The following is a 24,950-nucleotide window of genomic DNA, read 5'->3' on the forward strand; positions in this document are numbered from 1 at the left end:
ATCTGCGTCATCCTTTCCGTGCTTGAAAGCTACCGGTCCATTGTCTGGACGAAAGAGCGAAACCCTTCCTGGCCATCAGTATTTCTTTTAAATACTCCGGCATCATGCAGCACTTTAAGAAATTTTTCACCAACGGCGTTTTGGAGATAACCTTCTATGTTCCGCTCGTTCGTTTCTTTGTACTGCCATTTTAACTCTTCCGCCCATTTCAAGTGCTTATCGGCAACAGTATTGACTTCTCCCTGAATAAACAGTTTGATTTCAGCCAGTTCTTCTATCAGACGTTTTGGAAGAACCGCAAGTCCCATTACTTCGATCAGACCGATGTTTTCTTTTTTTATGTGATGAACATCCTGGTGCGGGTGAAAAATACCATCCGGATGGACGTCATCTGTCCTGTTATTCCGGAGCACTAAATCGATTTCATACGTTGTGTCCTTTTTCCTGGCAATTGGTGTAATTGTATTATGCGGGACATTTCCAGTAAAGGGAAGGATCATTCTTGTTTCGTCTTTATACGTCTTCCACGTTTCCAGCACATACATAGATGCTTCCACTAAAGAATCGATGTTTCTTGACCGCAGGCGAATCACGCTCATTGGCCATTTTACTGTTTCGGCTTCTACAGAAAATCCAGGCAGATTGAAAGAAAAATCTTTTTCTGCTCTTTCTAAAGCAAAAGAATATCGGCCACCCTGGTAGTGATCATGGGAAAGAATCGATCCTCCTACAATAGGAAGGTCTGCATTGGAGCCCATAAAATAATGCGGGAATTTTTCTACAAAAGCCAACAACCTTTGAAAAGCAGGACGCCCTATAACCATGTCCCGATGCGTACCGCTTAATAGTATCGAGTGCTCACTGTAGTATATATAAGGCGAATACTGCAGATACCAGGCTTCTCCTTCTAAAGACATTTCTATTAATCGATGATTTGACCGCGCCGGATGGCCTATGCGCCCGCCGTACCCTTCATTTTCCATGCAGAGCAGGCATTGCGGGTAAGCACTTTTCACTTTGGCATGTTTTTCAGCTTCAATATCTTTAGGATCCTTTTCAGGTTTTGAGAGATTAATGGTAATATCAAGTTTGCCGTACAGCGTTTCATGAAAAAAATGAACGTTTTTTTCAATACGGTCCATTGGAATATAATAGGAATCTTTGCTCAGCTGATAAAAATAATCCGTTGCTTTTACAGGAGCTTCTTCGTAGAAAGCTTCAAATGTTTTTTGTATTTGGGAGGGGGTTGGCAGAAAAATATTCATTAAATCTGCCTTCCATTTTTCACGAAAATCCAACAGGTCTTCTATTAGGTGTTGAGATGCGGCATATTCAGTCAGCTTCTTCAACAATACAGGGACAGCCTCGTCGGTCTTTTTTTCTTGTGCCGGAGCGGCGGACAACTGCATTTTGTCCATAACCTGGTTAAGAGCATAGCGTTCATCTCTATTTTCAATCAAGCCTGCTTTCACTGCCGCTTGAACCAACGCATGAACGTCTTCGTTTATCGTAGTCATTTTCCCACCCTTTCCTGATAGCCATTGGGGGAATTACGGTGCCAGTTCCATGCATCCTCGATAATTTTATCGATCGTCGTGCGTTGCGGATTCCACCCCAGTACGTCTTTTGCTTTACTTGAAGAAGCCACCAGTTGAGCCGGATCGCCCGCTCTTCTTTTACCCGTACGAACAGGTATCGCACAACCGGTTATTTCCCGTGCTGCCTCTATCATCTGTTTCACACTGAATCCAGCGCTGCTTCCGAGGTTGAACACATCGCTCTTTTCGCCGCGGTCTAGATAATCTACAGCAAGAATATGTGCTTCAATTAAATCCTCTACATGAACATAGTCGCGAATACATGTACCATCCGGGGTTGGATAGTCTTCACCGAATATCGTTATATGGTCCCGCTGCCCTAAAGCTGTCTGCAGAATGATGGGAATAAGATGCGTTTCAGGATAGTGATCCTCCCCAATTTCACCGTTCTCCCTGGCCCCGCCTACATTAAAATAACGCAGGGACACATATCGAATGCCATACGCCTTTTCACACCATTTCATCATTTTTTCCATTGCCAGCTTTGTTTCTCCATAAGGACTTTCGGGTCTCGTGTCTGCACTTTCTTCTATCGGAATGTGAGCCGGCTCGCCATAAACAGCGGCAGTGGAAGAGAACACAATAGAAGAGACCCCGTGGGCCGCCATTGTTTCAAGCAGTATTTGGGTGCCGTATACATTGTTATCGTAGTAAGCTAATGGTTTTTCCACCGATTCCCCTACCAGCGAAAAAGCTGCAAACATCATAACGTGGTCAATGGCCTCTTCTGTAAACACACGTTCAACTAATTCACGATTGCGAAGATCTCCTTCATAAAAAACTGCTTTTTCCGGAATAGACGCCTTATGACCGGTTAACAAAGCATCAAGTACAACAACACGTTCCCCTCGGTCTATCAGCTGACGAACGGCATGCGAGCCAATGTAGCCGGCGCCTCCAGCAACTAAAATTGTCATCCCTGCACCCCTTCCATTTTCAGCTCTTTGACACCATCTCCAGCAGCCGCCGGATAAAAAGAAGCGTCGTATCCGATTTTATCCAAATACATATCTCCCACATTTTTTATAAACGCATCAACATGTTTTTTTTCTACAAAAGCAATCGCGCATCCGCCAAATCCTGCTCCAGTCATTCTGGCTCCATTTACTCCAGGCTGTTTCCAGGCTGCTTCCACAAGCGTATCCAGCTCTACACCGGTTACTTCATAATCATTTTTCAGTGACTCATGCGATGCATTCAGCAATTCTCCAAAAGACTTCCAATCTTGATTCTGCAGGGCACTTACTGCTTTTTTTGTCCGTTCATTCTCTGAAATAACATGCGCGGCCCGTTTAAACAAGGTTGGTTCTTCAATCGTCTGTTTCAGTTCTTCCCACTTGTTTAACGTTACTTCTCCCAGGCTTTGAATATTTATATGATTCTGCAGGATACGAAGAGCTTCTTCACACTCTTTACGCCTTTTATTATAAGCAGAACCTGCAAGCGTTCTTTCTTTATTTGTATTCATAATAAGCAATGTATGTGTATCGATCGGCAGCGGGGCATACGTATATTCCAGCGATTGGCAGTCAAGCTGCATGGCGTGTCCTTTTTTACCGAACCCGATAGCAAATTGGTCCATAATACCGCTCTGCACACCAATATACTCATTTTCCGCCTGCTGAGCGTAGAGTACCAGCTGTTTCATTGAAAGGCCCCACTCTTCCCATTCATTAAATAAATGGGCGGCTGCGAGTTCTATAGAAGCAGAAGATGATAACCCGGCACCATTTGGTATATTGCCGATAAAATAAATATCATACCCATGGGAAAGGCCAAAGCCATTCTTCTGCAGAATAGATATAATGCTTTTTGGATAGTTAGCCCAGCTGTGCTCCTTCTTATAGGTAGTATCTGTTAATGTAAACGTAATCATTCCTTCAGATAAAAAATTACCTGAATAAAATCGACAGGTATCATCCGATCGTGCAGCGGCGTATACATATGTTCCAATGGTAATGGCACAAGGAAACACATAACCTCCATTATAATCTGTATGTTCTCCAATAACATTTACTCGTCCAGGTGCAAAGAAACTGCGTTCCGCCCGGCGGCCGAATAAGTTTTCAAAAACTGCCAAAGTGTCTGTACTCATCGTAATCGCTCCTTTTTGAACCTTCTTTTGCTAAGTATAGCGAACCATTAGTAAAAATTCAATAAATTTTACTAAAATTTTAGTTTGTCTTTTCTTTCATCCTTTTCAAAGACACCCTTTTCCTTTTATTTCTGCATACGCTACACTGAGGGTATTACATATAAAGGAGTCCTATTATGTTTGCAGAATTAAAATCTATCATTCCCAACATTCAGCACACGTCAGATATTCCCCACGAGCAGGCAGGAGACTATGTATTTTTCACGCTTGATGACGGCGACAGGGTTGCGGTAGAGCCCGGCTCCCTGACAAGACGGGAGCTTGAGATACTGGAGTTTTTTCTTGCTTCGGATGAACCGGCAGCTCCGGATATTCCTGCAGACAGCTGGGAATCTTATTTAAAAAGAGCCGGCACCAGCCTCCCTAAAGATCTGGAAACGTTCAGTTATTTTCAATTTCTACATATAGAAGGAAAAGATATTGCATCGTCCCGGCAGGACATCCATATCATTGTCGATTCCTATTTCCAGCAGTCGTTTACTATCCTTGAAATCAGCAGCAGGCAGGTCCTCGTGATTCTTATGAGCCGGGAACCGTTTGAATACAGCGGGTTTCACCCGGTCGAACTAGCAGAAATTATGACAAGCGACCTCCTTACCGATATGAAGCTGTATGTAGGGCGCTACCTCCACTATACGGAGAATCTGGTCGAGCTGTACGAGTTTGAAACGCATTTATTTTCCGCCTATCAGCGCCTCTTTCCTTCCTACCGGGGATTTAAAATGGCCGAACATCTAATGTTTGTCTTTCCTGGATTGTCTGAATCCTACAAGCGTATAGCAGCCACTTACTTATTTGCACGGTTGGAGGCCGATCCGGAAACCATTTATACGCTGTATCATTTTTTCTTATCGAATATGAACATAAGTCTTACTGCAAAGACCCTGCACCTTCACCGCAACACGCTGCAGTACCGCATCGATAAACTTACTTCTATGACCGGCGTGGATGTTCGTTATTTCCCTAATGCAGCGGCCTATTACTACGTTATCAAAACCATGTTCGCTGATGCTATCCGTTGAGCCTTCGTCAAAATGACGAAGGCTTTATGTTTATTTTTGTGAAAGTTGCCTGTATATTTACTAAAAGATAACGCTTACAATAAAACCTATCACACATAACCGAAAGGGGAACATATACATGGCTACGATTGACTTAAAAAATATCTATAAAAGCTACGACGGAGGCGACTCAAACGCCGTAACGGATTTTAATTTAAATATTGAGGATAAAGAATTTATTGTATTTGTCGGTCCTTCCGGCTGTGGAAAGTCCACTACCCTCCGCATGATTGCCGGACTTGAGGACATTTCAGAGGGAGACCTCGTTATAGATGACGTAAAAGTAAACGACCTGCCTCCGAAAGACCGCGATATCGCGATGGTATTCCAAAACTACGCCTTGTATCCACACATGAGCGTATACGATAATATGGCATTCGGCCTGAAGCTTAAAAAATTCAAAAAAGAAGAAATCGATAAGCGCGTTCAAAACGCGGCATCCATTCTCGGGCTGCAGGAATACTTAAAAAGAAAACCAAAAGCGTTATCAGGCGGTCAGCGCCAGCGTGTTGCCCTGGGCCGTGCCATTGTAAGAGATCCGAAAGTGTTCTTGATGGATGAGCCGCTTTCCAACCTCGATGCAAAGCTCCGGGTACAGATGAGAGCAGAAATCATCAAGCTTCATAAGCGCCTGCAGTCCACTACCATTTATGTAACTCACGACCAGACAGAAGCGATGACGATGGCCACCCGTATCGTTATTATGAAAGACGGCTTTGTCCAGCAGGTCGGTTCACCAAAGCACGTGTACGATCACCCGGTGAATATGTTTGTTGCCGGCTTCATCGGCTCTCCTGCGATGAACTTCCTTGAAGGTAAGCTCGTGGATAATAAATTCCACATCGACGAAACGGTTCTTACGGTTCCGGAAGGCACCATGAAGAAAATCCGCCAGGGCGGCTTTATAGATAAAGAGCTTGTACTCGGTATTCGTCCGGAAGACATTCATTCCGAAGTTCTGTTTACGGACTCCTTCCCGGATTCCACGTTCCACCTTCCTGTAGAAGTAGCGGAAATGAACGGAGCAGACGTGATCCTGTACAGCAACCTGGGCGGCCAGGAAGTTATCGCCCGCGTCGACTCCAGAGACAATGTATCCGTTGGAGACAGATTAAAAGTCGCGATTGATATGAATAAAGTACACTTTTTCGACAAAGAATCCGAACAGTCCCTGACAGACCGTGATGCTCTGCAGGCAGCCGCAGAAGCCGAAAAAGAATCCGTTAACTATTAAAATAAAAGCGGAAACGGCTTGATTAAACGCGCCGGGTTCTGGACCATTCTCGCAGGAAGCCTGCTTCCGAAGAGGAATGGGAAGAATCCCCAAGCGTTCAGCCGTTGCAGCTGGACAATAAAAAGCGGAAACGGCTTGATTAAACGCGCCGGGTTCTGGACCATTCTCGCAGGAAGCCTGCTTCCGAAGAGGAATGGGAAGAATCCCCAAGCGTTCAGCCGTTGCAGCTGGACAATAAAAAGCGGAAACGGCTTGATTAAACGCGCCGGGTTCTGGACCATTCTCGCAGGAAGCCTGCTTCCGAAGAGGAATGGGAAGAATCCCCAAGCGTTCAGCCGTTGCAGCTGGACAATGAAAAGCGGAAACGGCTTGATTAAACGCGCCGTTTCCGCACATTTATATATCCTGTCTTTGCTCCATTGGAAAAGGCGCCCCCGAGTGGTTATCCACTGTAGGGGCGCCTTTGTGCTGCGAATAGAATAAAATTTCCATTTTAAAATAGAGTTGCTCAAGCAGTAAGGCTGTTGATTACTGCTTTGCTGTATATAATGTGCTGCCGCGGTTAAATTCACCATTATCGTTCAGTAAAACTTCTTAAACAATGTAAGCCCTACCTTCTCTTACATTCTTACGGCTCTTTAGCCGATCCAGGTGATTAAGGTGTTTCTATCATAAACCTTAGGTTGAATGCCAAATATCTATAAAACTTTATATTTTCACATTATATATTTTTTCTTCGCATATGAGAATCTTTTATTATACACGAAGAAAAGGAAATTGTCCAGTCTATTCACGTAGTAGACAGATTCCCTCTATCCCGATATGCTAAACACAAACTTTCAAAAAGGAGGAAAGTCGATGAATCCATCACTTGAAACCCTTTGGCTGCTGGGCATGATCATCGCAGCAGCTGCTTCATTAATTGCTGTGATCATACAGGACCTTACGGCGCTTGCCGTTTCTGTTTCGCTGCTTTTCACGCTGACTTATTTATTTCGATCCAGCCGGATGAAAGAAGCCGGCCAGGATAAAGAAGCCCGTTTTTTTAAGAAGATCAGCCTTTTTTTCTTCATCTGCTTTCTTCTTGCCGCTGCTAATGCGCTGACGATGCCCTAATCACAGCCGTCAGCCTAACCGCTCTTCTTTTTCACGTTCCAGCGTCCGCTCGACCGCCTTTTCGTGTGTCACATAGACGAAGTCTTCATACTTTTCCCTCCAGCTCTGCAGAGCCTTCACGTAAAGAACCACTGTTACAAGCATCAGCCCCCCAACCGCCGGGAAAAACCAGCCGGATACGACGCCTCCTGCATAGGCTGCACCAATCGGCGAAAACACAAGATAAGCTAGTATAACCAAACTGAAAAGAATAATTGTCACAGGCAGGCTGTACTTCCAGGGAGTCATATCCACTTTTTCGTTAGCATAGAATTCGTGTTCCTTTTCCAACGGACGAATCCAACCCGCCGCCAGCATAATTCCTGTTTCAATAACAAAGAGTATCGCAGATATATGAACAAAATTGAGAGGAACCACCACTCCAAAAAATGTCGGCAGCCCCCACAAAAGAAAATAATACGCGATCACATGAAAAATAATAACAATTTTAGCGCCAATTGCAGGCACCCTCTTCGTAAATATGCCAACAAGCACAATCGTAATAATAGGGATGTTAAAAAAACCGGTGAATTCTCTTATGATATTCCACAGCCCATCTGGTGCATTCATGAGCATCGGTGCGACAAAAAAGGAAACAAGTGCCAGTATGGTTCCAAACCATTTGCTTACCCGGATCATCTGGGTGTCTGTCGCCTGCGGATTAATACCCGCTTTATAAATGTCATAGGCAAACATCGTGGAGGCGCTGTTTAACAGAGAATTAAAACTGGAAAACACCGCTCCAAGAAGCATCGCCAGGAAAAAGCCAGAAAGAAAGCCCGGCAGCAGGTTCGCTACAATCGTCGGGTAGGCTAAATCAATCGGCTCCAGCTGTGCGCCGTACAAATGAAAGGCAATGACGCCCGGTATCATCATCATCAAGGGCACCAACAGCTTATAAAATCCGGTTAAAAGCGCCCCTTTCTGCCCTTCTGCCAGGCTTTTGGCTCCAAGCGTTCTTTGAATAACGTATTGATTGGTCCCCCAATAAAAAAGATTCATAAATATCATCCCGGTGAAGATCGTCCCAAACGGAATGGCATCATCACTTGAGCCGATCGCGTTCAGCTTTTCCGGATGTGTTGTCGTCATTGTATAAATCCCATCAAAAAAACTACCGCTGCCGAGACTGATTAATCCAATAACAGGAACGATCAACCCAACGAGAAGCAGTCCAATGCCATTGAGTGTATCCGAAATGGCAACAGCCTTTAATCCTCCAAAAATAGCATAGGCTGCCCCGATTAATCCAATCATCCAGACCATAATCCATACAGCCTGCTCAATGGAAATCCCCATTAAACCAGGAAGATCAAACAGCTGGAGCACAGCAATTGCTCCTGAATACAGCACCGAAGGAATCGTCACAAAGCCGTACCCGAGCATAAATAAGACGACCACGTAGCGGCGGACTCCGTCGTCAAACCGGCTGCTCAGGAAACCCGGAAGCGTGGAGAAAGCCCCGCCTAAATACCTTGGCAGCAGGACCAGGGCAAGAATAACTACGGAAAATGCCGCCGTTACCTCCCAGGCCATATTGGACATGTTGGCGCTGTATGCTTGTCCGTTCAGACCGATCAGCTGCTCGGCCGAAAGATTAGTTAATAAAAGAGAGCCTGCGATAAATCCTCCCGTCAATCCTCGTCCAGCCAGGAAATAACCGTCGGAACTATTCACCTGATTCTTAGTTTTTATGTAAGAATAAACAGCAATAACTCCCATAAAAAAAAGACAGGAAATAATGGTAAACACTAGACTGTCCATCGCTTAACTTCCTTCCTTGAGGTCTGCTCCGGCAGCCTTTCCAATTAACTATTTATTCACGATTCTAAAGCAATATAAACCTGTTTCAGGCATTTCTATAAATAAAAAAGGAAGCGTTTTCCTGAATTTTCTAATTTTTTTGTTAAAATACCCTTGCGCCGAGACAGGGAAGTTGTTAGAATTTTTGACGAACACTTTTATCCTTTATCAAAGCAAAGGAATTGTGCATTCTATTGTCTGGAGGCTTGTCGTCATGATTACATTCTTTGTGTCTATTGCCTTGCTTATCGCAGGGTATATTTTTTATGCTTCATTTGTCGAAAAAGTCTTCGGGATCGATAATAATAAACAGACCCCGGCTTACGAAAATCCCGGTGATTCTGATTATGCACCGCTCAGCTGGTGGAAAGGCAGCTTAATCCAGCTTTTAAATATTGCCGGCCTCGGCCCGATTTTCGGGGCTCTGCTGGGCGCACTGTATGGCCCTGTCGCCTTTATCTGGATTGTAATCGGATGCATTTTCGCAGGAGCCGTGCATGACTATTTCTCAGGCATGCTTTCGATGCGGAATAACGGCGCCCAGTATCCAACGCTCGTCGGAAAGTATCTCGGAAAACCGATGCAGGTGGGCATTAATATCGTAAGCATCTGTTTAATGATCTTAGTAGCAGCTGCTTTTATTGCAGGTCCCGCACAGCTGATTGCTGAGCTTTCTCCGCTTACATTCGGCATGGCGATTGCTATTATATTTGTTTATTTCTTTTTTGCTTCTGTGCTTCCGGTTAACCGTATTATCGGAAAAATTTATCCTGTACTTGGCGGCATTCTTATCTTTATGGCCGTTTCTATAGCCGCCGCTCTTGTGTTTTCCAGCCAGCCGATTCCGAATCTAACCTTCTCCAATCTTCATCCGGATAACCTGCCGTTGTGGCCGCTGCTTATGGTTACCATTTCCTGCGGCGCCATTTCCGGGTTTCACAGTACGCAGAGCCCGATTATTGCAAGAACGATGAAAAAGGAATCAGAAGGCAGGAAGATTTTTTTCGGTGCGATGATTGCCGAAGGGATTATTGCGCTTATCTGGGCGGCTGCCGGTATGACCTTCTTCGGCGGAACCGACGGACTCGGTGCGGCTCTTGCCAACGGAGGTCCTGCAGGGGCCGTTAACGAAATATCCATTTCTCTGCTTGGCGGACTCGGCGGTATTCTTGCCATACTCGGAGTGATCATTCTTCCGATTACAACAGGAGACACAGCACTCCGCTCCTCGCGGATGATGCTTGCAGAGTTATTAAGCCGCTTTTTCCAGACAAAAGGCAGAAAGGCATTGATCCTGCTGACGATTCCCGTCGTTATCCCTACTATCTTTTTATCGCTGATCGACTACACCTTTTTATGGAGATACGTAGGATGGACAAACCAGCTTGTCGCTACGGTAATGCTCTGGACAGCCTGCATGTACCTGCTTAAATCTGGGAAATTTCACTGGATCTGCGGCATACCGGCCATGTTCATGACCGCTGTTGTCTGCACCTACATTTTCTACGCACCTGAAGGGCTTGGCATGCCTTACCAGACTTCCATGCTGATTGGAGGCACTCTGACGCTTCTCGTCCTGGCCTGGTACATCAAACAAATTGTTGTTACTAACAAGAAATTGAAAAAAGAAGACAAAATTGCTGAAGCTTCTTAAATAAAAAAGACGAACCCGGTTTATATCGGGTTCGTCTTTTTTATTCCGTGCCTTTAATTTTATGGTTTACCCCAAACATCTCCGATACGTTCACGACAAATCCTATTCCTGTACCATTCTTATTCATATCCACTGCCTCGGTAACCGAATCCACCACATCCCGGCGGATCGATTCAGGCACGATGATAAGCACAATTTCTTTTTCAGGCTCGATATTAATACCGAGTCTCTTTGTGCCTTCATGTACGCCGGATCCTCTGCCGTGAAAAACGGTCGCTCCTTCCGCACCGGCTTTTTTGGCACTTTTAATCACCTTCGATGCTTTGCCTTTCGGTACAATCACCGTTACAAGCTCCATATTAGTTGGATTCATTTTCATTATCCTCCTGTCCATTCTTTTGTTTAAATAGGATACCTAATACAATAACTGCCAGAATTGGAGCCAATGCAACGAGCGCCACTAAACCAAATCCTTCCATTACCGCACTTTCTCCATCTCCCAGTTCACCGGCAACGCTGATGGCCATGGCGAGAATAAAAGTAACGGTCATCGGTCCGGTCGCAACTCCTCCTGAATCAAAAGCAATCGATACAAAGCGTTTATCCGTTACAAAGGCGAGGCCTAAAGCAAGGATATATCCCGGCAGAAGTATCCACCACAATGGAAACCCTATCAGAATCTGCGTCATGGCTACTGCCACAAGAAGTCCGACACCAATAGAAAGCGTAAGCAGGAGGACTTTTCCACGTATGGAACCACCTGTCTCCTCTTCTACTTCATACGTCAGCACTCGGACAGCCGGTTCCGCGGAAGTAGCTACAAAACCAAGCAGAAAGCCTGTTGGAATCAGCCAGTATCTATAATCTCCCGCTGCCATTTCAGAACCAACGTCCTGGCCTGCCGGGAGAAAGGCTATGTAAACGCCCTGCAGAAATAGACTGAAGCCTACCACCGCTAATAAAATGCCTATCATTACCCGAATTATTTTTTGGAAATCTGTTTTTAGTAGAAAAATCATAAATAAAATTAAAATACCGAGCAGCGGTGCCAATGCTCCTAATACTGTTACTATTTCTTCCAGAAACCCATCAAAAATCAACATGTTCTTATTCATAGAAAAATACCCCTAACAGCAGAACAGAAAGAATTGGACCTATAGAAGCCATCGCCACCAGGCCGAAACTGTCTGAAGCTGTTCCTTCTTTGTCGCCCTGGGCTACCGCAGTAATACCCACGCTCAGCGCAATAATAAATGGTACGGTAATTGGTCCTGTTGTTACTCCGCCGGCATCAAATGCGATTGCAATAAACTCTTCCGGTACAAATAACGAAACGATAAATACCGTGATATAAGCTGGAATCAGCATGTATAACAGCGGAATCTGCAGCAGCTTACGCAAAAAAGCAAGCGCCACAAAAAAACCAACCCCTAAAGCAATCGTTCCAATTAATATGGGTTCGGACACAAATTCTGCTCCCGCATCTTCGATCTGTGTAGCTAAAATCCTTACATCCGGCTCAGCCACCGTTACAACGAACCCGAGTACAAAGCCGGAAACCACAATCCATACCGGTGAAAATTTCTCCGGCAGAATGGCTCCGACGTCTTCACCGATCGGGATTAAGCCTATTTTTGCTCCTGCCAAAAAAAGACCCAGTCCTATGATTACCATCGCCGCCCCAATCATGAACTGAATCATTCCTGCCCAATCAACCGATAATACTACCAGCTGCAGGATAATTACCACTATGGTTACCGGCAGCACAGCGGTAACATTGTTTTTCATTTCTTTCCATACAGTATACAATCCCTTTTCACCTCTTCACTACAGGTCCTTTTCCCTACTCCCATCAGCGTTAAAACGTAATTATTTCACTAAATAAAAACAGGAGCCTCAACTGAGAACTCCTGCTCTTTAATTTATTCTTTTTTTATTCCCTGGATCATGGTCGATTCTACATTCGTTAAATGCTCCAGCATTTTTTCGCGGGCCGCCGCCGCGTCCCCGCTTTTGACCGCCTCGTAAATATTTTCATGCTCTTCATAGAGACGCTGTAATGTTTTTTTCTCTGAATACAGCCAGATTCTACGGGTTTCGAACATTGTTTTTTGAAGCGTGTCAGAGAGCTGGTGCATCATATCTATCATAATCGTATTACCGGTACCGGAAGCAAGGGCCAGATGAAAGGCCATATCTGCTTTTTCGCCGAGATTCTCTCCGCCGGAAGCCCGCTTCATTCCATCCAATGCCGCTTCGAGCGACTTCAGATGTTCTTCTTTTCTATTCAGGCTGGCAAGCTCAGCCGCTCCTACTTCTATGATCTTGCGAATTTCAAACAGTTCCATCATTTCTTTTTTGGAGATGATGCGCTCTGCTTTCATGGGATCGACTACGCCTGAGAAATCATACTTATTTACAAACGTGCCGTCTCCCTGCTTAATTGTTACAATACCGACCGCCCGGAGCGCGCTCAGCGCCTCCCGGACGGCTGAACGGCTGACCTGGAACTGACTGGCAAGCTGAACTACCGAATCCAGCTTTTCGCCGGGCTGCACGTCGCCGCGCTTGATCATTTCTTCAATCTGCGCCCGTACGATTTCCGATATTTTTTTCGTTTCTATCTGCTTAAATGCCATCCGCCCTTACTCCCTTTTCTGTTGGTTACTCAAAAGTATATCACAGAAAAAATGCTGTTCTACATATCATCGACCAATATATAGCAGGCACGAACCGGTCCATGGACGCCAACGACAAGATTCATTTCGATATCGGCGCTGTTGCTTGGTCCCGATACGAAATTTATACAGGAAGGGATGCGTTCCCCATTTTCTACACGCCGGTGAATTTCTCCGGCAGCCTGGGTTATTCTCGGTACAATCGTACTATAGGGAATAATAGCAATATAATACGTTGGAAGCAGGCTGACCGACTGGCCTCTTCCTCCGCCGTTCATTAACACGACAGTACCGGATTCCGCCAGCGTATAATCTGAAAAAGTAATGCCTGCCTCTGCCTGTTCGGTGATACGGATATTATCCTCATCCGGTCCGCTTCCCCAGATCGTCATATTAGGACGCTGCAGGAACGTTTCCAGGCCGTATTCTATAAACCTGGGGTCATCCCAGGCCACGGCCTTATCCACTTCATATTCTTCCATTACTTCTTCGAGTGCCTTTTCCAATCCGGCTTTATTCGTTTCCTTTACATCGGTATGAATGGCAAGGCACTGGTCTTTTAACACGTCCACCATCTCTTTTGTCGTCGCCCCGCGAAGGATATCGTATTGCGGGCTGTGTTTATAGTCAGGACGCGTTACCCCGGCAGAGCGGCGTTCCCTGCCCAATTTGTCTGCAATGTTCTGAAGAAAAGTCTCCTGGTTCTGTACCGTTCCTTTTGCCATTACGACTCCTCCTTCTCCCGGTTTTTAAACCATTTGCGAAACGTTTCTTTTTCCGGTACCGGGAAATCCCTGGCATTCGTCCAGTCTTTTAACGGGCCCGGCCCCTTTTCTATTTTTCCATTTTTAGAGAACGGGGACATCATCGCCGGAGCGGCCTGTTCTGCCATATGGAAAAGCGCCGGAGAACTGGCAAGCATGCCGAACCCTTTCATAGCGAATCGTTCCGGCAGTGTCGTCATTTTTTCCTGTTCGGTGATTACTTTCCGGTGTTCAATCAACAGCTCGTGCAGCGGGATTTTCACGGGACAGGCGTCTGTACAGGCGGCACAAAGACTCGAAGCATAAGGCAGATCTTTATGGTCATCGTAGCCTTCCAAGAGCGGTGTCAGCACAGCGCCGATCGGCCCTGGATAAATGGAGCCATAGGAATGGCCGCCGACATGGCGGTACACCGGACAGACGTTAATGCAGGCCGCACAGCGGATACAGTGCAGAGCCGATTGAAAAGCGGTGCCAAGGATATTGGATCTTCCGTTATCCACAATTACTAAATGAAATTCTTCCGGACCGTCCAGGTCTCCTTCTTCCCTCGGGCCGCTCAATCCAGTCACATAGCTGGTCAGCTTCTGGCCGACCGCGCTGCGGCAGAGCATTGTTACAAGAACCTCCAGCTCTTCCCAGGTCGGTACAATACGCTCCATCCCCATTACGGCGATATGGGTTTTCGGGATGGTTGTCGACAGCCGGGCATTTCCTTCATTGGTAACAAGAGCCACACTGCCTGATTCCGCTACTGCGAAATTACAGCCGGTTACGCCGATATCGGCGGTCAAAAACTCCTCGCGGAGCTGTTCCCTCGCGAACTGGGCCAGTTCTTCCGGCTTGGACGTTTTATCGTATCCTTTTAAATTGGCAAACGTTTCTCTAATCTGCTCTTTGTTCTTATGAAGTGCCGGCGTCACGATATGGGAAGGCGGATCATGATCGTCGAGCTGGAGAATGTATTCTCCGAGATCGGATTCAATCACTTCACAGCCCACGCTTTCAAACGCTTCGTTCATACTGATCTCTTCTGTCACCATTGATTTTGCTTTAATGACTTTTTTAGCCTGCTTGTCCTGTGCAATCTTTTTCACGTAATCGTTGGCTTCTTCTCCGGTGGAGGCAAAAAAGACGTGGCCGCCGTTTTTTACTACATTTTCAGTCAGCTGCTCCAAATAAAAGTCGAGGTTTTCCAGCGTATGCTCCCGAATTTCCTCGGACAGCTCCCTCCACTGTTCCCAATGGCCGAGCTGCTCTTCCGCTTTTGCCTTGTTGGACTGAAAACGAGCCTGCGCAGAACTGACAGCGTCCCGCATAAATGTGTTGTCGATTCCCTTCTGGACTCGTTTGTCAAAAGAACGTTCACCTATTTTCATCGGCATGAGGCATTCCTCCTTTATTTTTTTCTTATCCTTTGCTGTTAAGTACCTGGGCGATATGCATAATTTTGACCGGTTTCCCGCCGCGCTGCAGCTTTCCGCCGATATTCATTAAACAGCCGGAATCAGCGCCGATCAGTATTTCTGCTCCTGTTTCCTCTACGTGTTCTACTTTTTCTTCTACCATCTGCTCGGAAATGGCTCCCATTTTCACGGCAAATGTGCCGCCAAATCCGCAGCAGTCGCTTTTATTGGGAAGTTCATGAAGCGTCAGCCCTTCGACATTGGAAAGCAGCCGGAACGGTGCTTCCGTCTCCCGGAGAAGACGTGACATGTGACAGGAAGAATGATAGGTCGCATTGGCATGCAGAACCGCTCCTGTGCTTTCCACCTTGAGCACCCGGACAAGGAACTGGGTAAACTCGTATGTTTTTTCTCTCAGTTCCCGGGCCCGTTCCTTCCAGGCGGGATCGTCTTCCAGCAGGTGCTCGTATTCCCGGAACATAGCGGCGCAGGAGCCGGATGGGGCTACTACATATTCTGCTGCGTCGAAGGTTTTGATCATATGCTTCGCTGCTTTTTTTGCTTCTTTATGATAGCCGCTGTTGTATGCCGGCTGCCCACAGCACGTCTGAGCATCCGGGAAGTCCACTTCACAGCCGTTTCTTTCCAGGATTTCCACCACATCTTTTCCTACGCCGGGATAAAATACATCACCAAGACAGGTAATAAATAAAGATACTTTCATTTCTTTCTCTCCCTCACTGCATATTTAGTGATATGGTCATCTGATGACTATTATTGTAAGTGTTTTCATCATACAAAATTTTGTTGCATGTTTCAACGATTATTATTATTCTTTGTGTGATCTGCTCATCTGATCAATATTCCCTGTACTATTCCGCTCTCGTGTTGGTATCATAGAAGATACTACAGGGATTTTTATTTTTTATTATATATGTAACCGTTATCTTATACTATTCAGACGATAATGAAGGAGGATTTACTATGCAGACTTCTCTACTTTATGGAAAACAACATCTTGAGGTGAATGTGCCGGATGATGCATTTATTATAGAACCAAATCACCTGCCGGCTTTGGACGATCAGAAACAAGGCGTTCGGGATGCCCTGCGCGACCCAATAGACACGCCGCCCCTGAAATCAATGGCCAAAGCCTCTGACAAAGTAGCTATTGTAATCAGCGACATTACCCGGCCGACACCAAATCATATTCTCGTTCCGCTTCTTATTGAGGAACTGGCGCATATTCCCCATGAGCAGTTTGTTATTATCAACGGCACCGGCACCCACCGGGACCAGACAGAAGAAGAGCTTGTCGGAATGCTTGGCCGGTGGGTCGTTGATAACATCCGGATCATTAACAATCACTGCCATGAAAAAGATGAGCTTGTTAACTTAGGACTCAGCACATTCGGCTGTGATATTTATTTAAACAAGGAATACGTAGAGGCAGACTTCCGTATTAATACCGGATTTATTGAACCGCACTTTTTCGCCGGCTTCTCCGGCGGCCCTAAAGGCATTATGCCTGGAATAGCCGGGATTGAAACCATTATGACCTTCCACAACGCCCGGATGATCGGGGATCCTAAATCCACCTGGGGCAATATGGAGGATAATCCGGTTCAGAATATGACGAGGGAAATTAACCGCGTCTGCCCGCCTGACTTTCTTTTGAACGTCACGCTCAACGGGGACAAAGATATTACCGGCGTCTTTGCGGGGGAGCTGTTTGCGGCGCACGAAAAAGGCTGTGCTTTTACAAAAGAACATGCGATGATTCAGTGCGAAGAGCGCTTTGACGTTGTTATTACCACGAACTCCGGCTATCCACTTGACCAGAATTTATACCAGGCGGTTAAAGGCATGAGCGCTGCCCAAAAAATAGTAAAAGAAGGCGGAGCCATTATTGTCGCAGCAGAATGTTCGGACGGCATCCCCGACCATGGCAACTTTGCGGAAATTTTCAGTATGGCCGACAGTCCGCAGGGCCTGCTCGACATGATCAACGATCCGGAATTTAAAATGTTTGACCAGTGGCAGGTACAAAAGCAGGCGGTCATTCAAGTATGGGCAGATGTATACGTTCATTCCAAGCTGAGCAACGAACAGATTGAACAGACGATGCTTAATCCGTGCAATGACATTGAACAGACGCTTGCAGATTTAAAGCAGAAGTACGGACCTGACATGAGTGTCGCGGTGCTCCCGCTCGGCCCGTTAACGATCCCGTACGTGTAACCTTCTATTTTAACTAAAGGAGAGATCCATACATGATTGAAAAAAAGTTGGAAACGCTTGAATCCATTCTTCTGGAAATGAAAAGCGTCGTGGTCGCTTTTTCCGGCGGTATCGACAGCACCTTTCTGCTGCACGTGGCCAACCGGACGCTCGGACGCGACAATGTGCTTGCGGTCACCGCCGATTCGGAAACGTTTCCGGACCGGGAACTGGCTGATACGAAAGAGCTTGCCGCCCATCTGGACGCAGCCCATGAGATTATTTCCACGTCTGAGCTGAACATCCCAGGCTATGTGGAAAACACAAGCAGCCGCTGCTACCTCTGCCGGGACAACCTGTTTGAAAACCTGAAGCCGCTGCTGGAAACACGCCACTATAAAAACATTGTCTTCGGCCTGATCGCCGATGATATGGGCGAGCACCGGCCCGGTATTATTGCAGCCAAAGAGCACGGCGTCCGCGGCCCGCTTCAGGAAGCGGACTTATACAAAAGCGAAATCCGGGAGCTTTCGAAGGATATGGGCCTCCCGAACTGGAACAAGCCGTCCTATGCCTGCCTGGCTTCCCGGATTGCCTACGAAGAGACCATTACGATCGAAAAGCTGAACCGGGTGGATGCGGCCGAACAGTACATTCGTGAACTCGGCATGGCTCAGGTCCGGGTCCGCTCGCATGACGAAATAGCCCGTATCGAAGTAACACCTGACGATATGCCAAAGCTTGCCTCCCTGCACGGCAGCATTTCCGAAAAGCTGGAATCGCTGGGATTCAAGTTCGTCACAATGGACCTTGCCGGTTACAAAAGCGGGAGCATGAATAAATCATTATCCTTATCTTCTCCTGTTTCCATTGACTAAAGATATAAAGGAGACTGCTTGATGACATTTGAAGATCTTGGCCATACCAAAGTCGATTACGACAGGGAAACCCGGAACGGCTATCCGGAAATCATTTACGGGGAAAGCAAAACGGCCGTTCAGACAGCCGCGATTATAGAAAAGCTGCTGCAGGCCCACGGCCGGGCGATGGCTACACGGATGTCTCCCGAAAAAGCCGGGGAAGTGCTTGCCATTCATCCCGAAGGTACGTATAAAGAAGCATCGCGTCTTCTCATTTACGGGGAACCTGCTGTCGTACACAAAGGAAAAGTTATGATTGTATCTGCCGGTACATCAGACCTGCCGGTTGCTGAAGAAGCAGAATGGACGGCCAAATGGCTCGGGTGTGAGACCGAAACCATTCACGATGTAGGGGTAGCCGGCATTGATCGGCTGCTTTCCTATCGGGACGTTCTCCAGGAAGCATCTGTCGTTATTACTGTAGCCGGCATGGAAGGAGCACTTCCAAGCGTCGTCTGCGGGCTTGTGAAACGTCCGGTCCTTGCCGTACCGACCTCGGTCGGCTACGGGGCCCATTTTGACGGCCTCACCCCGCTTCTCAGTATGTTGAGCTCGTGTTCTTCCGGAATGAGCGTCGTCAATATTGATAACGGATTCGGTGCCGCCTACCAGGCCGCCATGATTTTGAAACTGGCATCGGAAGGAGCTCCCTCATGAAAACAATCTATCTGGACTGTATCTCCGGGATCTCGGGCGACATGACGCTGTCCGCCCTGATTGACCTCGGTGCCGATATTTCCTATATTCGAACCGAACTGGAGAAGCTTCCGCTCGATGCCTTTACGATGGAGATCGTACCGGTTATCAAGCAGGGCATTTCCGCTGCTTATTTACAGCTCGATATTGAAGAATCCCATCACCATCATCATGACCATGATCATCAGCACCGGAAAGCGGCGGATATTCTGCAGATGATCGAGCAGAGTGAGCTTGCGGAGCGTGTAAAAGACAGGAGCCGGCTTGTCTTTGAACATATTGCAGAAGCTGAAGGGCATATTCACGGTCTGCCGGCCGCTGATGTTCATTTTCACGAAGTCGGTGCCATGGACTCTATCATAGATGTCATTGGTGTTTGTCTGGCGCTTGAAAGTCTTGATGCCGGGCGGATTATGGCGTCTCCCGTCCCGACCGGACAGGGAAAGGTGCGGATGGCACACGGCCTCTACCCCATTCCGGCACCTGCTACGGCTGAACTACTGACAGGGATTCCGCTTGCTTCCCTCGATGTGGAAGGAGAATTAACGACGCCGACCGGAGCCGGTTTTCTAAAAGCCCTGGCCGATTCCTTCGGCAGCCTTCCCGCACTGCCTCTCCAAAAAATCGGCTACGGGGCCGGCAAAAAGGATTTTGCCCATCCCAACGTGCTGCGTGCTGTTTTGTTTGAAGAACAAGGCGTTTCGGAAGAAACCGTCTATACCCTGGAATGCCAGGTGGATGATATATCCGGAGAAGCCCTCGGCTCGACAATGAATCGTTTGTTTCAGGGAGGGGCACTCGACGTTTATTACACGCCGGTGTATATGAAAAAAAACAGGCCCGGCACGCTGCTTACCGTTTTATGCAAATCAGCGGATAAATCTTTGCTGGAATCTATTCTTTTTCGGGAGACGACTACTTTTGGCGTGCGGAGCAGCCAGTGGGAACGCCGCATTCTTTCCCGCCGGTTTGAAACGCTGGACACGGCTTACGGCCCCATATCCATTAAACTTGGGTTTGAAGGCGGCACCCTCTACCAGGTCTCGCCTGAGTATGATGATGTTGAGAAAGCATCCCTCCACGCAGATAGACCATTTGTGGATATGTATGCAGAAATTAAAAACCTGGCCCAGCAAACCTTTTCGCCTTAATGAAGCGGCTCCTTTTTAACGGAGCGGCTTTTTCTTTTGACATAAAAGACGTATACTTTTGGAGGTAGATTACATAGAAAGCCGGGGATAACCATGGACAAACGATTTGGGCCGCCAGGTGTGCTGCTCGCCATTGCAGTCGGCGCTATGCTTGGCACCCTGCTTCGCTACTCGATTAACCTTGCTGCGATCGACTATACCTTTCCATTCGGCACCCTGATGGAAAACTGGAGCGGCAGCGCGCTTCTCGGCGCATTGACCGGTTTTTTTGCCATTTTCACCGTTCGGGAATGGATCAGCGCCGGACTCGGTGTCGGCCTGTGCGGCGGCTATACAACTTTTTCCACCCTTGTGTCAGACACGGTTTTAATCGGTTCGGCGCTTTCACCGGTTCATATAGCAGCCTATATTTTCCCTACTATTATCGGGGGTATTATCTTTGCCTGGGCCGGATTTGCCGGTGGACAGCGTCTTGGAAGAAAACTCCGCTCATCTGAGGAGGCGGATGGCTCATGATATTTTTAGTCATGATCGGCGGTGCGGCCGGTGCGGTCTGCCGCTATCTTATTGGAAAGTGGATCGACCGGACCTTGGCGGAGCGGTCTTTTCCTACGGCAATGCTCAGCGTGAATATTCTAGGCTCTGCGGGGCTCGGTTTATTTCTGGCGCTTTTTTACGGATATGTTCCGGGAGACGCCTACGACGATCCACTGTTTCTTACAGCAGCAGTTGGCTTTTTCGGTGCCTTTACTACGTTTTCCACATTCAGTATGGAATCATTCCGCCTGATCGAACAAAAGGCTTACAAAGCCCTGTTTCTTTACGTCTTTTTTAGTGTATTTGGCAGCCTCGCCGCGTTTATGCTGTTTTATCTGCCTTTACTGTAAATCAGGCATTCAGAACTTCAATCCATTAAAAATAACCCCCACCATTGGGTAGTGCATCTTAAAAGTTAGAGTGAAATCTAACTTTTAGGGGTCAGCACTTTGGTGAGGGTTATTTTTTAGTTTATTATCGTTTTGCTTCCAAATCTTCTTCCAGATTATACGTTGTTTCTTCTGTCGACATTTCTTTAACGGCAAGAACAAACATCGCATGCGACCAGGTAAGAGGCATCACCCAGGCCGGTTCTGCCGTATGCTTATCTACCTGCTCCGGCAGCAGCCCAAGGTGGTTTGCGTGCCCGATCGTCCATTGCAGCAGTTCATGGGCTTCGGCTGTTTTGCCACTTCTTTTTTTGAAAATGGCAAGCCACAGCGTCGTAATAATCCATGGATTGCCGCCAATATATACGTCTCCCGGAAAACGCTCAATGCCGCCGATATGAGTCGACGTACACTCTGCTTCAATCAGATCTGCAGTTTTCTGCATCCGTTTGTCTCCAGAATCGAATACGTTAAACGGATAATTCAATCCGAGCAGGCAGATATCGGTTATATCATCTTCCCATAAATAGTACAGCGGGGTGCCCTTCTGATTGTACTCAATAAATCCTTCACGGCCCTCTGCCAGTGCTTCTTCATAGACACTGGCACTCACCGCCAGCTTAATGGTTCTTAGGAAACTTCCTTTTTTTTCGTTCCACGCTCTTGTTTCCAGCGCTTTTTTTATATCGACCGCTACTTTTTCCCAGGTTTCCGCCAGATGGTGCTCTCCTTCTTCCCGGGCGAGCTTGGAAGCACCGATCATGCCGCCATAAACCGCCGCAGCGGAATAGCTGTGTGAGCCGTCACGCTTTTCCCACAGGTCTTTCGAGGGCTTCGGCAGATTTGTTTCCTTATCAATAAAGTCCCTGAGGAAAAAAGCACCTTTTTTCACCGTCGGCCACATAATCTCTTTAAAGTATTTATCCCCGGTCTGAGCATAGTGGTCATGAATGCCCCAGAGAATGGACCCTGTTTCATCTATCTGCACTCCCCAGTTGGGAGCCACCTGTCCGTCCGTATAATAGCGCTGCTCCCAGTAACCGGCTTCCATCTGCCAGCTGGCTATCGTGCGGTAATATTCATCTACGAGTTCAGGGTAGCCCGCTGCGTCCACGGCAGCTGCGATAAAGGCGGCATCCCGTCCCCAGCTGTAGGCGTATCCTCCCGAAAAGTCGTAGTTCTCATCGCCTTCCGGACCGGCAATGAACGTTCCGCTTTTTTTATCTTTTAATAGATGAAAAGTGAGGATAGACCGGTCGTATATCTCCTGCGTGCGTTCGCCCCCGTAGGAATAACGCTTTGCTTTCTCCAGTACCTTATACCAGTAAGCCGCGGTAATTTCTTCAAGGTCTTCTTCTTCCCGGCGGCAGTACCAGATTAAATCGGTTACTTCGCGCTTGTTCGTTCCACAAGCTAAATAGATGGAAACGGCATGCTCCTCCTGCGGCTCGATCGTGTCAAAATCAAAAAACAGGCTCGATTCTGGATGATTAAATACGCTTCGCCCGTCAAACGGTTCGGGCAGCGCCTGAAGATTTAAATTGCCTATGAAATAATTCGTAATCGGATTGGGACTGGCAAGAGCCATCCAGTCGCTCCGATTATACTGGTACAGACAGTCCGTATTTTCGTCAAAGTCCGAGGTCTGGAAGTGATGTCTTCCGCCTACCGCACTGTCCGAGTTGTACAGTATTTGCACTTTCCGCGCATAGTCAGCCGTATTTCTCACTTTAAAACGGCGGATCCACACGTCCCTGTCCGACAGGACAAAATCTTTTTGTTCCACGACCCAATTTTCATACTGATGAACTGTTATAAGAACATTCGTATTTTTCCGATAATACTGCGTATGCTTCCAGCTTTTTCCGTGAAAGAAAAGGGTTTTTTCCGTTTCGTAATCATAAAAGCCCGCGGACTGTGCATTGATTTGGTCGGTATAGTCGATTTGAGGCCAATAAAGCCGATGAGCCTCGCCATCCTTTGTTAAAGAAATCAGCATATTTCCATTTCCAATAATTGCGTCGGTGACGTATGGTTTTTTTCTCATGGCTTCCCTCTTTCTTAGCTTGAACTTGTTTATTAATTATACCTTATAGGAACTCATAAAAAATGAAAAGAGCCTTTTTTGCACTTCTCGGTTTATTTGCGCCCTTTTACGGCTACTATCTTTAGATAAGGGGGAGATAGCTTTGGGTTTCGACTATAAGAAAGACTTTGACAATATAGATTTCCGTAAAAATCCAGAAAAGTATGAAGTTGGACGCGGAGAACAGGGATTATTAATGGTAGAGCCTTACAAAGGTGAAATCCTGCCGCACTGGCGTTTTAAAACGCCGGATATCGCCAAAGAGTCGTCTGAAAAAATTTATGAGATGTTTTTGGAGTATAAAAAGCAGGGGGACTTTGTCGGCATGGATATGGCCCGTAAATATCTGCAGATGGGCTACACCCGCGCCAGGCGTTATGCAAATTACAAGGGTGGAAAAAAATACGATAAAGACGGCAACGTGAACGAAAGGCAGATCAATGAGGAAAAAGCTGAATCCGCAGCGATTTTTGAAGAAAAGTGGATCAAAGCGAGAGAAGACGAAACGTACCTCGCTTTGAAGAAAGAGCATAAAGAGAAGTACGGATAATAGAAAACCCTGCCTTTCCACCCCGTGGATATGGTAATCTGTAAGGGCAGAAAACAGATACCTGCATAAGAGCGGAGAGGAAAGGGAAAACCTATGGAGAAAAAATTACTATTTTTTGATATCGACGGCACCCTGCTGGACCATAAAAAGCAAATCCCGGCCTCTACTAAACATGCTATTTTTGAGCTTCATAAAGCAGGCCACGAAGTGGCTATCAGCACAGGACGGGCACCTTATTTGTTTCAGGGCATTCAGCAGGAGCTTAATATTGATTCATTTGTCTGCTTTAACGGACAGTATGTGCAACGAAGAGGAGAAGCGATCCGCAAAAACCCGATTGATTTAAAAGCGATTGAAGAAATCAACGGCTTCAGCGAAGCGCGTAATCATCCGCTTGTTTATATGAGCTACGAAGGCATGCGTGCCAACGTTCCCCATCATGAAGACATTGAAACGAGCATTTCTACATTAAAAGCAATGCATCCGGATCATGACAGCGATTATTATAAGCACCACAACATCTATCAGATGCTTATATTCTGCGGAAAGCAGGAAGAAAATGAATACCACAAGTATTTTGACAACCTGGACTTTATCCGCTGGCATGAGCTGTCTATGGATATTCTTCCTCCCGGCGGCTCCAAAGCAAAAGGCATCGAACAGTATATGTTTGAAACAGGCACCAAGCCTGAAAATGTCTACGCCTTCGGCGACTATTTAAACGATATTGAAATGCTTAAATTTGTTGAAAACAGCGTCGCTATGGGAAATGCTCCTGACGTGGTAAAAGAATCCGCTAAATATGTTACCTCAAGCGTTGAAAATGACGGCATTTACAACGGACTCAAATATTACGGTCTCGTAGAATAATATCAGGCAGTACCGCCCTGGCT

Annotated in this window: 25 protein-coding genes; 12 read left to right on the plus strand and 13 right to left on the minus strand. The window is 46.7% G+C overall.

All coding sequences use genetic code 11. The annotated features are described in order from the left end of the window. Nucleotides 1–29: 29 nt before the first annotated feature. From AC5W2J_RS02075 to AC5W2J_RS02085, 3 genes are read right to left on the minus strand one after another with little or no spacing between them, the layout of a single operon-like run. The gene (locus AC5W2J_RS02075) at nucleotides 30–1,517 is read right to left on the minus strand and encodes a UDP-glucose--hexose-1-phosphate uridylyltransferase (RefSeq protein ID WP_496057821.1); all 1,488 of its coding nucleotides are present in this window, start codon (nucleotides 1,515–1,517) and stop codon (nucleotides 30–32) included. Beyond that, nucleotides 1,514–2,515, minus strand: coding sequence for a UDP-glucose 4-epimerase GalE (galE, locus tag AC5W2J_RS02080; RefSeq protein ID WP_496057822.1), 1,002 nt, complete (start codon nucleotides 2,513–2,515; stop codon nucleotides 1,514–1,516). The genes AC5W2J_RS02075 and galE overlap by 4 nt, the downstream gene beginning before the upstream one ends. Then, entirely contained in the window at nucleotides 2,512–3,693 is a 1,182-nt protein-coding gene (locus tag AC5W2J_RS02085; RefSeq protein ID WP_496057823.1) for a galactokinase, read from the minus strand. Before AC5W2J_RS02085 ends, galE begins: the two co-directional genes overlap by 4 nt. 176 nt (nucleotides 3,694–3,869) lie before the next feature. On the opposite strand from AC5W2J_RS02085, the gene AC5W2J_RS02090 reads away from it, so the two are divergent. Together AC5W2J_RS02090 and AC5W2J_RS02095 are read left to right on the plus strand one after the other, a co-directional pair. Further along, on the plus strand, nucleotides 3,870–4,775 hold the full coding sequence (locus tag AC5W2J_RS02090) for a helix-turn-helix domain-containing protein (RefSeq protein WP_496057824.1): 906 nt from the start codon (nucleotides 3,870–3,872) through the stop codon (nucleotides 4,773–4,775). Between the two features lie 118 nt (nucleotides 4,776–4,893). Continuing rightward, complete coding sequence (locus AC5W2J_RS02095; RefSeq protein ID WP_496057825.1) at nucleotides 4,894–6,048, plus strand: ABC transporter ATP-binding protein; 1,155 nt, start codon at nucleotides 4,894–4,896, stop codon at nucleotides 6,046–6,048. On the opposite strand, the gene AC5W2J_RS02100 is transcribed toward AC5W2J_RS02095, so the two are convergent. Next, nucleotides 6,045–6,623: a hypothetical protein gene (locus tag AC5W2J_RS02100; RefSeq protein ID WP_496057826.1), complete on the minus strand. Its 579-nt coding sequence runs from the start codon at nucleotides 6,621–6,623 to the stop codon at nucleotides 6,045–6,047. The two genes, AC5W2J_RS02095 and AC5W2J_RS02100, sit on opposite strands and share 4 nt — an antisense overlap. Nucleotides 6,624–6,906: 283 nt before the next feature. Between AC5W2J_RS02100 and AC5W2J_RS02105 the strand changes: the two genes are divergently transcribed. Further along, the gene (locus tag AC5W2J_RS02105; RefSeq protein WP_496057827.1) at nucleotides 6,907–7,164 is read left to right on the plus strand and encodes a hypothetical protein; all 258 of its coding nucleotides are present in this window, start codon (nucleotides 6,907–6,909) and stop codon (nucleotides 7,162–7,164) included. Nucleotides 7,165–7,173: 9 nt separating this feature from the next. On the opposite strand, the gene AC5W2J_RS02110 is transcribed toward AC5W2J_RS02105, so the two are convergent. Beyond that, on the minus strand, nucleotides 7,174–8,967 hold the full coding sequence (locus AC5W2J_RS02110) for a solute:sodium symporter family transporter (protein ID WP_496057828.1): 1,794 nt from the start codon (nucleotides 8,965–8,967) through the stop codon (nucleotides 7,174–7,176). A 253-nt stretch (nucleotides 8,968–9,220) separates the two neighbouring features. Between AC5W2J_RS02110 and AC5W2J_RS02115 the strand changes: the two genes are divergently transcribed. Continuing rightward, nucleotides 9,221–10,660: a carbon starvation CstA family protein gene (locus tag AC5W2J_RS02115; protein WP_496057829.1), complete on the plus strand. Its 1,440-nt coding sequence runs from the start codon at nucleotides 9,221–9,223 to the stop codon at nucleotides 10,658–10,660. 40 nt (nucleotides 10,661–10,700) lie between these two features. Here the strand turns inward: AC5W2J_RS02115 and AC5W2J_RS02120 are convergent, their stop codons facing one another. The 7 genes from AC5W2J_RS02120 to AC5W2J_RS02150 all read right to left on the minus strand — a co-directional run bounded on the left by AC5W2J_RS02120 (nucleotide 10,701) and on the right by AC5W2J_RS02150 (nucleotide 16,232). Next, the gene (locus AC5W2J_RS02120) at nucleotides 10,701–11,033 is read right to left on the minus strand and encodes a P-II family nitrogen regulator (RefSeq protein WP_496057830.1); all 333 of its coding nucleotides are present in this window, start codon (nucleotides 11,031–11,033) and stop codon (nucleotides 10,701–10,703) included. Continuing rightward, nucleotides 11,020–11,775, minus strand: coding sequence for a DUF1538 domain-containing protein (locus tag AC5W2J_RS02125; protein ID WP_496057831.1), 756 nt, complete (start codon nucleotides 11,773–11,775; stop codon nucleotides 11,020–11,022). The genes AC5W2J_RS02120 and AC5W2J_RS02125 overlap by 14 nt, the downstream gene beginning before the upstream one ends. After that, nucleotides 11,768–12,448 carry a DUF1538 domain-containing protein gene (locus AC5W2J_RS02130; protein WP_496057832.1) on the minus strand — a complete coding sequence of 227 codons (681 nt, stop codon included), beginning with the start codon at nucleotides 12,446–12,448 and terminating at the stop codon, nucleotides 11,768–11,770. Before AC5W2J_RS02130 ends, AC5W2J_RS02125 begins: the two co-directional genes overlap by 8 nt. A gap of 134 nt (nucleotides 12,449–12,582) precedes the next feature. Then, nucleotides 12,583–13,299, minus strand: coding sequence for a FadR/GntR family transcriptional regulator (locus AC5W2J_RS02135; protein ID WP_496057833.1), 717 nt, complete (start codon nucleotides 13,297–13,299; stop codon nucleotides 12,583–12,585). 59 nt (nucleotides 13,300–13,358) lie between these two features. Further along, a complete protein-coding gene (locus AC5W2J_RS02140) occupies nucleotides 13,359–14,063 on the minus strand; it encodes a LutC/YkgG family protein (RefSeq protein WP_496057834.1) in 705 nt (234 codons plus the stop codon). Then, nucleotides 14,063–15,487, minus strand: coding sequence for a LutB/LldF family L-lactate oxidation iron-sulfur protein (locus AC5W2J_RS02145; protein WP_496057835.1), 1,425 nt, complete (start codon nucleotides 15,485–15,487; stop codon nucleotides 14,063–14,065). The genes AC5W2J_RS02140 and AC5W2J_RS02145 overlap by 1 nt, the downstream gene beginning before the upstream one ends. Before the next feature lie 25 nt (nucleotides 15,488–15,512). Continuing rightward, nucleotides 15,513–16,232, minus strand: coding sequence for a (Fe-S)-binding protein (locus tag AC5W2J_RS02150; protein WP_496057836.1), 720 nt, complete (start codon nucleotides 16,230–16,232; stop codon nucleotides 15,513–15,515). Between the two features lie 260 nt (nucleotides 16,233–16,492). Between AC5W2J_RS02150 and larA the strand changes: the two genes are divergently transcribed. The 6 genes from larA (at nucleotide 16,493) to crcB (ending at nucleotide 21,382) form a co-directional block, all read left to right on the plus strand. Beyond that, nucleotides 16,493–17,749 carry a nickel-dependent lactate racemase gene (gene larA, locus AC5W2J_RS02155; RefSeq protein ID WP_496057837.1) on the plus strand — a complete coding sequence of 419 codons (1,257 nt, stop codon included), beginning with the start codon at nucleotides 16,493–16,495 and terminating at the stop codon, nucleotides 17,747–17,749. Nucleotides 17,750–17,781: 32 nt separating this feature from the next. Further along, a complete protein-coding gene (gene larE / locus AC5W2J_RS02160) occupies nucleotides 17,782–18,606 on the plus strand; it encodes an ATP-dependent sacrificial sulfur transferase LarE (RefSeq protein ID WP_496057838.1) in 825 nt (274 codons plus the stop codon). A gap of 21 nt (nucleotides 18,607–18,627) precedes the next feature. Next, nucleotides 18,628–19,305 carry a nickel pincer cofactor biosynthesis protein LarB gene (larB, locus tag AC5W2J_RS02165; RefSeq protein ID WP_496057839.1) on the plus strand — a complete coding sequence of 226 codons (678 nt, stop codon included), beginning with the start codon at nucleotides 18,628–18,630 and terminating at the stop codon, nucleotides 19,303–19,305. After that, nucleotides 19,302–20,495, plus strand: a complete 1,194-nt coding sequence (gene larC, locus AC5W2J_RS02170) for a nickel pincer cofactor biosynthesis protein LarC (RefSeq protein ID WP_496057840.1) — start codon at nucleotides 19,302–19,304, stop codon at nucleotides 20,493–20,495. Before larB ends, larC begins: the two co-directional genes overlap by 4 nt. Nucleotides 20,496–20,588: 93 nt before the next feature. Next, on the plus strand, nucleotides 20,589–21,011 hold the full coding sequence (locus tag AC5W2J_RS02175; RefSeq protein ID WP_496057841.1) for a fluoride efflux transporter FluC: 423 nt from the start codon (nucleotides 20,589–20,591) through the stop codon (nucleotides 21,009–21,011). Continuing rightward, nucleotides 21,008–21,382: a fluoride efflux transporter CrcB gene (crcB, locus tag AC5W2J_RS02180; RefSeq protein ID WP_496057842.1), complete on the plus strand. Its 375-nt coding sequence runs from the start codon at nucleotides 21,008–21,010 to the stop codon at nucleotides 21,380–21,382. The genes AC5W2J_RS02175 and crcB overlap by 4 nt, the downstream gene beginning before the upstream one ends. A 124-nt stretch (nucleotides 21,383–21,506) precedes the next feature. Here the strand turns inward: crcB and AC5W2J_RS02185 are convergent, their stop codons facing one another. Continuing rightward, on the minus strand, nucleotides 21,507–23,468 hold the full coding sequence (locus AC5W2J_RS02185; protein ID WP_496057843.1) for a glycoside hydrolase family 15 protein: 1,962 nt from the start codon (nucleotides 23,466–23,468) through the stop codon (nucleotides 21,507–21,509). A 142-nt stretch (nucleotides 23,469–23,610) separates the two neighbouring features. On the opposite strand from AC5W2J_RS02185, the gene AC5W2J_RS02190 reads away from it, so the two are divergent. Both AC5W2J_RS02190 and AC5W2J_RS02195 read left to right on the plus strand, forming a co-directional pair. Beyond that, complete coding sequence (locus tag AC5W2J_RS02190) at nucleotides 23,611–24,057, plus strand: DUF4385 domain-containing protein (protein WP_496057844.1); 447 nt, start codon at nucleotides 23,611–23,613, stop codon at nucleotides 24,055–24,057. A gap of 93 nt (nucleotides 24,058–24,150) precedes the next feature. Next, on the plus strand, nucleotides 24,151–24,927 hold the full coding sequence (locus AC5W2J_RS02195; protein WP_496057845.1) for a Cof-type HAD-IIB family hydrolase: 777 nt from the start codon (nucleotides 24,151–24,153) through the stop codon (nucleotides 24,925–24,927). The last annotated feature ends 23 nt before the right edge of the window (nucleotides 24,928–24,950 follow it).

It is taken from the genome of Sinobaca sp. SA16-1, assembly GCF_059510515.1.